Source organism: Photorhabdus sp. RM323S (assembly GCF_042879375.1).
Classification (GTDB): domain Bacteria; phylum Pseudomonadota; class Gammaproteobacteria; order Enterobacterales; family Enterobacteriaceae; genus Photorhabdus; species Photorhabdus tasmaniensis.
In genome coordinates this window covers 44,208-56,594 of sequence record NZ_JBHFKZ010000031.1, presented here as the reverse complement: position 1 = coordinate 56,594, position 12,387 = coordinate 44,208, and the positions used below count along the sequence as shown (strand labels likewise).

The following is a 12,387-nucleotide window of genomic DNA, read 5'->3' as shown; positions in this document are numbered from 1 at the left end:
TCGATCCATGTCAGGGGGTTTGGCGCATAAGTGTATAAGTTCAGGCCCCCATTCAGCCCGATCGGATCGGGCGTAATAAACCGGCCCGTCTCCGGGGCATAATACCTGAACGTATTAAAATGCAGCCCGGTTTACTCGTATCATCCTGATATTTGCCCTTTCAGGGTAGCGCTGCGCGCTATTCAAAATTTGTTTCCGACAAATTTGTCTTTGTCAAAATATTGGGCCCGCGTAGCGTGGATTTTGCCTAAAGCTAAAGCCCTTCGATGACCAGTCCGGATCAGTGAAGTAATATGCGCCCCGGTTGATCTATTAATCTAAGAAATCATCTTCTTCGAGGTAATAAACCACAGCTTCTAACAATTCATCGCGGGTTGCATTGGGATGATGTTCTAGTTTGTTATCAATGATAGCTCTGAATGTTTGGTAATCTAACCAAGTTCCGAGTCGTGCAGCTTCTGGCATAGCGTCCCCCCCTAGAACTGGAAACTTTTCAGGCCGTCATCCAGCCACTGCCGTTGAGCATCGGTGAATTTCTGCGGGGATGACAGGGTGAAAATCAGCATTTTTTTCTCATCCAGCCGGAATACGGCCTGATATTGATAGACTGTCTGCCTTAAATAATCTTAACACTGTATTTTTTATGATATTGAGAAGAATCAACTCTGTTTAAGAATGGCTGGCTTAAAAGCGCACAGATGTGGCTGATAACCTAAGCCATTAAGGCCAGCTATTATTTTCACGTCTTTATCAGAGATTGATTTAATCTGATTGATATTAGCTGTAATTCCAACGCTTCATTAATCAGATTTGCTGTCATATTATCAGATACTTTAACGTGAGCCTCACTGCAACTTTGGCCCGGTAAGGTTGTCCTTACCGGGTGATTGTCAGTTGTTGATAACGCTCTCTTCCCCTTGAACTGCACTTCACACAAGTTTCATTGGTTCATTGTACTCATGCTTTGTACTGCCTGATGAAGGCTCAGGGAGTAAGCGGTGTTTAGCTCAATAGGAGCGCGCTGTATTGCGACTCCAGATTATTAAGGAAGTCCAGCTGATTATGTATGAGTTTGGTCAGATCTTGCTGGCCGGTTTTACTGTCTATTGTCTCCTGTAATTGATTGGCAAATATACTCCATACTTGTTCCAGTGTCGTTGTCTGGCTCAGTAGCGTGGTGCGCTCTGTCTCGATTTGCTGTGCAGCGCCGATACCGGTAATCCGTTTTTCTGTCTCTTTCAACTGGTTTTTCAGGTTATCGGACACCTTATTCAACCGAGTGATTTTCTCATCCAGTTTGGATCTGGCATCAGCTAATTCTATATATTTCAGCCCTTTAGAAATATTGTCGAGAATCTTTTTGGCGATTTCAATTCCCTGCTTAAGTGCCTGTTTGATGGCCTCTTTTTTAGGGTTGCTTATGTCCAGTTTGTCCACTTCGCTGGCATTGGGAATGTAGTCCTTAAACATATCAGCCAGATTGTATTGGCGAATGACATCCTGGCTTGCGATGATTTTGTCGCGGTTTTCGGCCAGTTTGGCTTTTTTCTGCTCTTTCTGGGCAATATCAGCTTGCAGTTCCACTTTTCGTGCTTGTTCTTCTTCCAGGACTTCTCCCAGACGTTCTGAAATCACAACGTTACGCACATCGGCAATTTTGCTGGTTAGTTGGTTCGCTTCATTATGTAAGTTGAGAATAACGTTTTTGACATCTTTATTCAGGCTGTGGATCTGCTCTGAACGTGCTTCTAACAGCGTATTCCGGGTTTCATCGTCCAGCTCAGAATTTTCCAGCTCTGCATCAATTTCGAGGATGGTCTGAAAGTATTCTTGAGGAGGGAGCTGCCGCAGGACAGTTTGCAGGTGAGGCACAGAGATACGTACCGTTTCGTCAAGATCACGGCTGTATATGCCGACCCGCAGCGTTTTTTCCTGGATTATTTCAATGCCTGAAGTTTGCTGTTGCACCAGACGCCAGATGTTTTTCACCGCTTGATTCAAGGTTTTTATGTTGATTTCTGGATAAGCAGCAGAGTTTTGTGGAAAAGTAATAATTTCAGTCATTTTAATGCTCCTTTTTTCTATTTCCTATGTAATACAGTGGAGAGTTGTGATTAGTTATAGCGCTGTTTGTACTCTTTCAACGCCTCATCGAAAACCTTGACCAATTGTTTAGCGGAACCTTCTACCTCTTTCCAAGGGCTTATCACTTGCTGGAATTTGGTGATAAAAGAGGTCAGTTTCAGCGCGTCGTTAATTTCGGTGAATTTATCCCTGGAGGCATTGATCTGAGTTAGCATGGATTGCCACATGTAATCTAGGTGGTTCAGTGCGACTTCTGCGTCCAGCAAACGGGTATCAATGTCGCTAAAATCAATAGACAAGCTGGCCATAGATTCTTGCAATGCACGTTTACCTTTGATGCTTTCTTCCAGGCTGCGCACTTCTTTGATCAATGCGTTTTTCCGTTTACGTACTTCTTCTGCCTTAGCACCAAAAATACCACCTGTAATAGCAAGGCCAATAAGCCCTGCAGCGATGCCGGAGAAAGCCAAGCCCACGAATTTGTCGTAGTCTTTCTTAAGTTGTGTGATTTCTTCTTTTTTCTCGATAATTCTTTCATCGAGATCTTTGATGCCAACTGACATCTTATTGTATTTCATCAGCCTTTTCTTATTTTCTACTTGTGGCTGTAAACCAAATGCAATGCCGCCATTTGAGAGTCTGCCGCCGATCAGTTTTAGCTTGAAATCAGATACTTCGGTTCTAACCTTTTCGGTTTTCTGCTGCTGTTTTTGAATATCGCTCTTCATGTTATCCAGGATTTCTTCCAGTGCGTGCGACACCTCTTTATCTTCATTGGTGTAGGTGATACTGGCTAATTGGTTATTCGATAATTCTCCCAGTTTCTTCTTTATGCGTTCAATAATTGGCATCTCATTAATGATGCTGATGATATTCCCTCCGGTCTCGGTAATTTGTTTACCGACAATTTCCAGATCGATACTCTGTTGCATAATATCGTTTTCCACTCCGCTCCAGCTAAGTGAGTGAATGCGGATTTCTTCAAATAAAGTATGAATATCTTCTGGTTCCAATCCAGGAATATCGACCCTTTGGTAGCCTAGATAATTTTTCACTTCCTCTAGATTAAAAGGCAGTGAAAGACCTTTCTTAACATACAATTTGATATTAATAAGGTCTTCTTTGGTAAATATTCCACCGGGGCGGGCAACACCTGCTTGTTTACCTGTCAGTAATTGCAAGGTAGCCGAGGGAATATCTGTTTCATTCAGTGTTTTTTCCGCTGGAAGTTGAGCTAATAACATATATTTCTCCATTAGTGGTTATTGCTTTATTGAAAAAATTATTAAATACATCAAGGCACAACCGGATGTCATAATACCCATGCGGTTGAATTTACGTTGTATTTTTTATTGAATAATCTTAATTAAAAATACATTGATTAGCGTGATTGTTTGTTGAAAAAACAGTTTAATATATAATTTTAATTAAACATTTGTCTGTGTTTTCATCAGGATTAAATTTGGGTGTTTTTAATATATAAATATGAAATTAATGGAATTAAATATTGTTGATTTTTTTATGGTTGATAGTTAAGCTTGAAAATAATACTTTAGTTTGCTTGTTAATTTGTTATGAGTTTTTGTGTTCTTTCTTGATGTTAGTATGAGAAATATAAAATATTTAAATACTGTTTATGTGAAAATGCATTTTAAAACAAATAATTACATTTGTGTTGCTATGTTATGATTATATAATCTCTTCCTTTTTGATTTAAAAGGCAGGTAATACGGTCTTTTTATAAAGAATAAGCTGGTTGTTTTTTGATTTACCGTTTATGGCGTACTTAAAAAGTGGGTAAGATTGCACCCTATTTATCTTGTTTCATGGAATAAAGATTCAGAACCATATTTTAACTAAAGTATTAATTGTTCATATAATGGCCGGAGTTAACAAGTAAGGGGGAGAGAGTTATAATTCTATTTTACTATTTTGCAAATAAGATATGTTTTTTAGAGAAAGGATTTTATTCGGAGAATACAGGTTTGTTTTATTTCCTGGCTTATAATAACGGTCTTTATTTAGTAAATTTTTAGCAGTAAGTGAAAGCGCCGCTTTATTGAAAATCACATAATTCAAATTTGTTATATTAATGAATTTAATATTCGTTATCAGAAGGGCTAACTGTCTGATTTATCCTGTTTTCAGCATTGGAGAGAGCTTTCGCTGCTAACGGAATTGAACACATATAACTACACAAATAATCAGGGCTTTAATTATTATTAATGCTCCGTATAATCCTACTTTTTATCATGTCTTTTGGGGCAAAGACTGGAGACGGTAGTGATTTAACACTGGGTGAATCATTATCTGCTGTACAGCTTATGGCCGCAAGTGGTCAGATAAAGCACAGTAGTCGGTGAAAACAAGTTTTCGATTAAATGGCAATTCATTGAACTAGGATAAAGAAAAGATTATCCGTATCGTTAGGCTGACAGCGAGCTTTTATCAATGTTTTTTTGAGTAAAATATGTCAAACAGCGCATTTAACCGCCGCTGGGCGGAACTTTTATTGGAAGCACTTACCCGCCACGGATTACGTCATGTTTGCATTGCGCCAGGTTCACGTTCCACGCCTTTAACAATGGCCGCGGCGGAGAATAACAAACTGATTTGTCATACCCATTTTGATGAACGCGGGTTAGGTCATCTGGCACTGGGATTATCTAAAGCAAGTAAAGAGCCGGTCGGGGTTATCGTCACTTCCGGGACTGCGGTGGTAAATCTCTATCCTTCATTAATCGAAGCCGGCTTAACGGGTGAACGTGTGGTTTTCCTGACTGCCGATCGGCCACCAGAATTGATAGATTGTGGTGCGAATCAAGCTATTCATCAGCAGGGTATTTTTGCTTCTCATCCATCTCAGACAATTTGTTTGCCAAGACCAACAGACGATATTGCTGCAAGCTGGCTGGTTTCTGTCATAGATAATGGTATGGCGAACTTGCAGCATGGGGCCTTGCATATTAATTGCCCATTTGCTGAACCGTTATATGGTAATGAACAGCCTTCTTATTATGAGTGGCAGCAACAGTTAGGCAACTGGTGGAAAAGTAATAAGCCCTGGTTAAGTCAGCCGGCAATTTGTGCGGTAGCAGAAGTGACGGATTGGCGCTATTGGCAACAAAAACAAGGGGTTGTACTGGCTGGACGAATAAGTGCTGAAGAGGGGATTTATGTTGCTGAATGGGCAAAAACATTAGGCTGGCCGCTGATTGGCAATGCGCTTTCACAAACCGGGCAACCATTGCCTTGTGCCGATTTATGGTTGGATAATCCTCACGCACAGACAATTTTGGCGCAAGCGCAACTGGTGGTTCAGTTTGGTTCCAGTCTGATGGGAAAACGTCTGTTACAGTGGCAGGCTAAATGCCAGCCGGAGGAGTTTTGGATTATTGATCCCATTCCAGGTCGGCTTGATCCCACCAATCATCGAGGCAGAAAATTAACCTGTAATATTGCTGACTGGTTGCTGGCTCATCCGGCACAATTGCGTACATCGTGGGCAGAAGAGCTCATAATCTGGTCAGAGAAAGCAGTTAACTGTGTCAGAACAGAATTAGCAGGGAAGTTCAGTGAAGCTGCCGTAGCTTATCAATTACATGAATTACTGCCTGAATATGGACAGTTATTTGTGGGTAACAGCCTGATTGTTCGTTTGATCGATGCGCTTGGGCAATTACCGGCAGGGTATCCGGTCTACAGTAACCGGGGTGCAAGCGGTATTGATGGATTGATTTCCACTGCGGCTGGTGTGCAACGGGCAACAGCAAAACCAACTTTGGCGATTATCGGTGATTTATCTACACTTTATGATCTGAATGGCCTGGCATTGTTGCGTCATCCTTCCGCGCCAACCGTATTAATTGTGGTAAATAATAATGGCGGACAAATTTTCTCTTTACTGCCTACGCCGGAAGAGGAAAGGCAACGTTTTTACTGTATGCCTCAGTACGTTAATTTTGATCATGCGGCGGCGATGTTTGGTTTGAATTACGCCAGTCCACAAAGTTGGGCTGAATTGCGGCAATGTACTGAACAGGCATGGCAACAAAATGAAACCACGCTGATTGAACTGAAAGTGCCAGGTAGAGAAGGGGCTGAGTGTTTGCAACAGCTTTTAAAACAGGTGGTTATGTTGTGAGTCTGGCTGGTCGCAAGTTCAACCGTCACAATGACTGCCCCTGGCTGGTTTGGTTGCATGGATTATTGGGCAGTGGCGATGAATGGTTACCATTAGTGAATCTGTGCGCTCATTATCCCTCATTGGTAATCGATCTGCCTGGTCATGGTGATTCCAGGGATGTTCGGGTAAAAGATTTCACCGATATGAGTCGTCTGCTGTCTGAAACGTTAACAGAACAGCAAATTGATAAATACTGGCTGATTGGCTACTCGTTAGGAGGCCGTATTGCCATGAATCATGTCTGTTATGGTGATATTCAGGGATTGTGTGGGTTGCTGGTTGAAGGAGGAAACCCTGGTTTGTTTTCCCAACAGGAAAGGGATGCCCGTCTTGAACATGATAGGCGCTGGGCCAGACGTTTTCGTTCTCAGCCGATTGAACAGGTTTTGTCCGATTGGTATCAGCAGGCGGTTTTTTCTGATCTATTACCTGAACAGCGCCGGCAACTGATCAACGTGCGCAGTCATAATCATGGCGGTGGTGTGGCTGATATGCTGGAAAATACCTCGCTTGGATACCAACCCTGGCTGGTGCCTGAATTGCAACAATTGACGTTGCCTTTTACTTATCTGTGTGGCGAAAAAGACGAAAAATTTCGGCAAATAGCAAAGTACTGCGCTTTACCGCTGCAAACCATTGCACATGTTGGGCATAATGCTCACCGATCGAACGCGGCGGCGTTTGCTGCGGCAGTAAACCATTTTTTATCACTCTTTGATTGAAGGAATACGAATATGATTTACCCGAGCGAAGAAGAGCTATATGCCCCGATTGAATGGCAGGACTGCTCTGGAGAATTTGAAGATATTCTTTATCACAAATCCATCGATGGTATTGCTAAAATCACCATCAATCGCCCGCAAGTACGTAATGCGTTCCGTCCATTGACTGTTCAAGAGATGATGCAAGCGCTGGATGATGCTCGTTATGATGACACCATCGGTGTGATTATCCTGACCGGTATGGGTGAAAAAGCCTTTTGTGCTGGTGGTGATCAAAAAGTCCGGGGTGACTACGGTGGTTATCAAGATGCCAGAGGCACCCATCATCTGAATGTGTTGGATTTCCAGCGCCAGATCCGTACTTGTCCAAAACCCGTCGTTGCTATGGTGTCCGGATATGCGATTGGAGGCGGTCATGTATTGCATTTGGTGTGTGACCTGACTATCGCCGCTGATAATGCTGTTTTTGGTCAGACTGGGCCTAAAGTCGGTTCTTTTGACGGCGGTTGGGGGGCATCTTATATGGCACGGGTTGTCGGTCAGAAAAAAGCCCGTGAAATCTGGTTCCTGTGTCGTCAATATGATGCGAAACAAGCATTGGATATGGGGCTGGTTAACACCGTTGTACCTTATGCAGATCTGGAAAAAGAGACGGTCCGCTGGTGCCGTGAAATGCTGGAAAATAGTCCAATAGCCTTGCGTTGTTTGAAAGCTGCTCTGAATGCTGACTGTGACGGCCAGGCTGGATTGCAGGAGCTGGCCGGTAACGCCACTATGCTTTTCTACATGACAGAAGAAGGTCAGGAAGGGCGTAACGCCTTTAATGAGAAACGCCAACCTGATTTCAGCCAATTTAAACGTAACCCATAATGCGTACTGCAATTTTATACCGGTTCAGACTGCCGCTGGAGGCAGGTGTTATCCTGCGCTATCAGCGGCTTAAAACCCGTGATGGCTTTCTGGTTCACTTGCAGGAAAATGGTCAACAGGGATGGGGAGAGATTTCGCCCCTGCCAGAATTTAGCAAAGAAACTGTTGAGCAGGCGGGGGAAGCTGCGGTGGAATGGCTTAAACCGTGGTGCCTTGGTGCTGAACCGGGCGAAAGTAAATTGCCTTCTGTTGCATTTGGGATTAGCTGCGCATTAGCTGAATTACAGGGTGAATTGCCGGAAGAAGCTGATTACCGGAAAGCGCCATTGTGTAATGGTGATCCTGATGAACTGATTGTTCGTCTCAGTAAAATGAGTGGACAAAAAATTGCTAAGGTAAAAATTGGGCTGTATGAAGCGGTGCGTGACGGTATGGTGGTGAATGTTCTGCTGGAAGCGGTACCGGATTTATCTTTGCGACTGGATGCTAACCGTAGCTGGAGCCGTGCTAAAGCGGACGGTTTCGCTAAATATGTGAATCCTGATTACCGCAACCGAATTGCCTTTTTGGAAGAGCCTTGCCAAACCTCGGCAGAATCGCTCGCTTTTGCCCGTGATACTGGGATCGCCATTGCCTGGGATGAACGTCTCCGTGATGAAGGTTTCAGTGTGGAGGCCCAAGAAGGTGTGGCTGCTGTCGTAATCAAACCCACCTTGACAGGAAGTCTTGCCCGTTGTCGTCAGTTGATTTCAGCAGCGCACAATGCCGGGTTGGAAACGGTGATCAGCTCCAGTATTGAAACCAGTTTTGGTCTGACTCAACTTGCCCGCATTGCTCATTGGCTAACGCCAGCGACCATTCCAGGGTTGGATACGCTGGAACTTATTCAGTCTCAGTTAGTGCGCCGCTGGCCGGATAGTACGATTCCAGTGACAGGATTGGATGAATTGGAAATCGCATGGCGCAGTTAAATCCATTTACCCAGTGGCCGTGGCGCTACTGGGCATCTTTTAGCCCCGAGAATATTGCCATTCGGTTGTGTGATCGTGTTTTAAACTGGCATCAGTTGGTTGCTGCTTTGGATGCAATCGCGGCAAATTTCCGCCAACAGGGGGTAATTGAAGGAAGTGGCGTCATGCTGCGGGGGAAAAATAGCGAACAGATGTTGCTGAGTTATCTTGCTGCACTACAGTGTGGTGCGCGGGTGTTGCCACTGAATCCCCAATTGCCAGAAGTGCTTTTGTCTGAATTACTGCCACATCTGAATATTGATTTTGTTGCTGATTTTTATGGGGGCGATTTGCCCGCTATAGATGCCAGATCCCTTGATTGGCAAAGTGAGCCACTGAATTCTGATGATAACTCAGCAGCGTGGGACGCAATGCGTCCAGCCAGTATGATTTTGACTTCCGGCTCTTCCGGTTTACCTAAAGCTGCTGTTCACTCAATTCATGCGCATCTTTCCAGTGCACGGGATGTCCTTTCTGTGATGAATTTTCAGCAGCAAGATAGCTGGTTGCTCTCATTGCCGTTGTTTCATGTCTCTGGTCAGGGGATTATCTGGCGTTGGTTAATGAAAGGGGCTTCTCTGGTCCTGAGAAATATCAATCCACTGGAGCATGCTTTAACTGATTGTACTCATGCTTCATTGGTGCCGACTCAGCTCTGGCGGTTACTGGAGCAGCCCCAAAATCAGCTGCCGAATTTGAAAGAAGTGCTGCTGGGTGGGGCGATGATCCCCGTTGAATTGACGCAAAGGGCCGAGCAGCAAGGTATTCGTTGTTGGTGTAGTTATGGTTTAACCGAACTGGCTTCAACGGTATGCGTTAAACGGGCAGATGAGTTGCCTGGCGTGGGAAATCCATTACCGGGCAAAGAAATTCGGTTGATCAAGGAGGAGATTCAAATTCGTTCTGACAGCCTTGCTTGTGGATACTGGTTGGATGGAAAATTACAACCATTGGTTGATCATAATGGCTGGTTTCATACCCGTGATCGGGGAGTGATACAACAGGGTGAATTACGCATACTTGGCCGGATGGATAATCAGTTTTTCAGCGGTGGAGAGGGCATTCAACCGGAAGAGATTGAACGCATGATTAACACCTACCCACAGGTAGAACAAAGTTTTGCTGTTCCTGTGCCCGATCCTGAATTTGGTTATCGCCCTGTTGTTGTCATTGATAGTAACTCGCCTGAAATTATTGATTTATTACCTGAATGGTTGGTTGATAAACTGGCGGTTTTTCAGCGTCCGGCAGCTTATTATCTCTTACCTCAACAGTTTAAAAACGACGGTATTAAAATTTCCCGTCAGCAGATCAAAAAATGGGTATTGGATTTACCCGGTTTCTCTTGAGCTATGTTGATTTGCTATCAATATGTTGAATTTTGTACTGCCCATTATCACTAATGGAGTCATGGGCAGAGATAATTAATGATACGGTGTTGTTAGCAATCAGTCTTTAATTTTTGCAGCGCTTTTTCGACACCAGCACCATATTCTGGGTGAACTTTTCTAAATAGCTCAACCTGACGGCGTTGAGTCTCTTCATGTGCTTGTGACAGTTCACTGGCGATACGGTCGAACATACGCTGATGCTCTTTACTGTTGATTAAGTTAAACAGTGCGCGGGGCTGACTGAAATAGTCTTCATCTTTACGGTGGTTCCAGTGGTCAGCGTCTCCTTCTAAAGACAATGATGGGTGTTTGAATTCAGGTTGTTCCTGGAATAACCCGGCGTTGTTTGGTTCATAAGTCACCGTGTTGCCGCTGTTGCCATCCACGCGCATTGCACCATCACGGTGGAAATTGTGGAACGGACAGCGAGGTGTATTAACCGGAATTTGATGGTGGTTAACGCCAAGGCGATAACGTTGGGCATCACCATAGGAGAACAGGCGGCCCTGTAACATCTTATCAGGGGAGAAACTGATACCTGGCACGACATTAGCCGGGTTGAAAGCGGCCTGTTCCACTTCTGAGAAGTAGTTCTCAGGGTTACGGGTCAGCTCGAAATAACCGACATCAATCATTGGGTAATCGCCATGAGGCCATACTTTTGTCAAATCAAATGGATTGTATGGCACCTGAGAAGCTTCCTCCTCTGGCATAATCTGAACCTTTAATTTCCAGCGTGGATAATCTCCTTGTTCAATGGCTGTAAAAAAGTCACGCTGAGAACTTTCGCGATCTTTACCGACCAGCGCTTCCACTTCATCATCCAACAGATTTTTAATGCCCTGCTGACAACGGAAGTGAAATTTCACCCAGAAACGTTCATTATCTGAGTTGATAAAGCTGAATGCATGGCTACCAAAACCGTGCATATGACGGAAAGATCTGGGTATACCACGGTCACTGAAATCAATGGTTAATTGGTGCAGTGATTCAGGTTGATGAGAGAAAAAATCCCATTTGTAGGCAGGATTACGCAAGTTGGTATGCGGATCACGTTTAACAACATGGTTAAGATCTGGGAATTTCAGGGGGTCACGAAGATAGAATACCGGAGTATTGTTACCGACTAAATCCCAGTTACCTTCTTCAGTATAGAACTTAAGTGCAAAACCACGAATATCACGTTCCGCATCTGCTGCCCCGCGCTCACCGGCGACAGTTGAGAAACGGGCAAACATTTCTGTTTTTTTGCCTATTTCAGAGAAAATCTTAGCGCTGGTGTACTGAGTGATATCGTGAGTAACAACAAAGGTTCCATAAGCTCCAGAGCCTTTGGCGTGCATACGGCGCTCTGGAATAACTTCACGGTCAAAATGGGCAAGTTTTTCTAAGAACCAAACATCTTGTAACAACATAGGACCACGTTGGCCTGCGGTTATGACATTATTATTGTCAACGACAGGGGCTCCGGCAGTCGTTGTCAGTCCTCTCTTTTTCATCACACTTCTCCTGTTTTACATGAAAAAAAACAGCGTAATCGCTGATTAAAAAAAACAGTTCTGGTCAAATGTTAAAATTCAAATGTTGTATTTTTTCTATAAGTTATTTATTGTTTTTTACTTTATTGTTTAATATAAAATTATTTACATAGTTAATTATTAAGTAAATGAAATGAAAAATTCACACATATTTAGTAAGTATAGATGATTCATTTCCTTTTGTTGTCTACAGGTTTAGTTCTATTTAAGTAAGATGCTTAACATTAAGTAAATAAAGGGGAAATATATGAAGGCTTATCTTGCCGCAGTAGCAACCGGTTTATTGTTCATTGCTGGGACAGCGAATGCGATTTCGGTGAATGTTCAAGCTGGTCGCCATTTCACCAATACTTCAGCTGCAATTGGTGATAACGGTGCTGGATTATCTTTTAACGGTAACTGGGCTCGCAGTGATCATAGCGGGCAACTGGGAAGTTTGGGAACGGCCTTTAGTCTGCCCGTCGGCCCATTGACCGCTAGCATTGGCGGTAAGGTTCTTTATTTGTCACCTGAAGATGGGAAAAATGGTGAGGCATTGGCAGGCGGTGTGTCCGCATCATTTCTGATGCGGACAATTTCAACTTA

At 43.7% G+C, this 12,387-nt stretch carries 9 protein-coding genes and 3 pseudogenes; 6 read left to right on the top strand and 6 right to left on the bottom strand.

The features are described 5' to 3' along the window. From ACGF7G_RS13845 to ACGF7G_RS13825, 5 genes and pseudogenes are all read right to left on the bottom strand, one after another. Nucleotides 1-131, bottom strand: a pseudogene (locus ACGF7G_RS13845) (RHS repeat-associated core domain-containing protein); the annotation flags it as partial. A gap of 181 nt (nucleotides 132-312) precedes the next feature. Then, nucleotides 313-465, bottom strand: a complete 153-nt coding sequence (locus ACGF7G_RS13840) for a hypothetical protein (RefSeq protein WP_387466217.1) — start codon at nucleotides 463-465, stop codon at nucleotides 313-315. Nucleotides 466-476: 11 nt separating this feature from the next. Further along, nucleotides 477-602, bottom strand: a pseudogene (locus ACGF7G_RS13835) (DcrB-related protein); the annotation flags it as partial. Nucleotides 603-1,002: 400 nt separating this feature from the next. After that, nucleotides 1,003-2,064, bottom strand: coding sequence for an alpha-xenorhabdolysin family binary toxin subunit B (locus ACGF7G_RS13830; protein ID WP_387466212.1), 1,062 nt, complete (start codon nucleotides 2,062-2,064; stop codon nucleotides 1,003-1,005). Nucleotides 2,065-2,114: 50 nt separating this feature from the next. Next, nucleotides 2,115-3,341, bottom strand: a complete 1,227-nt coding sequence (locus ACGF7G_RS13825) for an alpha-xenorhabdolysin family binary toxin subunit A (RefSeq protein WP_387466210.1) — start codon at nucleotides 3,339-3,341, stop codon at nucleotides 2,115-2,117. A 1,214-nt stretch (nucleotides 3,342-4,555) separates the two neighbouring features. On the opposite strand from ACGF7G_RS13825, the gene menD reads away from it, so the two are divergent. From menD to menE, 5 genes are read left to right on the top strand one after another with little or no spacing between them, the layout of a single operon-like run. Next, nucleotides 4,556-6,229, top strand: coding sequence for a 2-succinyl-5-enolpyruvyl-6-hydroxy-3-cyclohexene-1-carboxylic-acid synthase (menD, locus tag ACGF7G_RS13820; protein WP_387466208.1), 1,674 nt, complete (start codon nucleotides 4,556-4,558; stop codon nucleotides 6,227-6,229). Further along, nucleotides 6,226-6,993: a 2-succinyl-6-hydroxy-2,4-cyclohexadiene-1-carboxylate synthase gene (menH, locus tag ACGF7G_RS13815; RefSeq protein WP_387466206.1), complete on the top strand. Its 768-nt coding sequence runs from the start codon at nucleotides 6,226-6,228 to the stop codon at nucleotides 6,991-6,993. Before menD ends, menH begins: the two co-directional genes overlap by 4 nt. A 12-nt stretch (nucleotides 6,994-7,005) precedes the next feature. Further along, complete coding sequence (gene menB, locus ACGF7G_RS13810; protein WP_387466204.1) at nucleotides 7,006-7,863, top strand: 1,4-dihydroxy-2-naphthoyl-CoA synthase; 858 nt, start codon at nucleotides 7,006-7,008, stop codon at nucleotides 7,861-7,863. Then, a complete protein-coding gene (gene menC, locus ACGF7G_RS13805) occupies nucleotides 7,863-8,834 on the top strand; it encodes an o-succinylbenzoate synthase (RefSeq protein ID WP_387466202.1) in 972 nt (323 codons plus the stop codon). Before menB ends, menC begins: the two co-directional genes overlap by 1 nt. Beyond that, on the top strand, nucleotides 8,822-10,222 hold the full coding sequence (gene menE, locus ACGF7G_RS13800) for an o-succinylbenzoate--CoA ligase (RefSeq protein ID WP_387466201.1): 1,401 nt from the start codon (nucleotides 8,822-8,824) through the stop codon (nucleotides 10,220-10,222). The genes menC and menE overlap by 13 nt, the downstream gene beginning before the upstream one ends. Before the next feature lie 92 nt (nucleotides 10,223-10,314). Here the strand turns inward: menE and ACGF7G_RS13795 are convergent, their stop codons facing one another. Further along, nucleotides 10,315-11,763: a catalase gene (locus tag ACGF7G_RS13795; RefSeq protein WP_133814659.1), complete on the bottom strand. Its 1,449-nt coding sequence runs from the start codon at nucleotides 11,761-11,763 to the stop codon at nucleotides 10,315-10,317. 286 nt (nucleotides 11,764-12,049) lie between these two features. Here ACGF7G_RS13795 and ACGF7G_RS13790 point away from each other — a divergent pair. After that, nucleotides 12,050-12,364: pseudogene (locus ACGF7G_RS13790) on the top strand (YfaZ family outer membrane protein); the annotation flags it as partial. Nucleotides 12,365-12,387 lie beyond the last annotated feature (23 nt).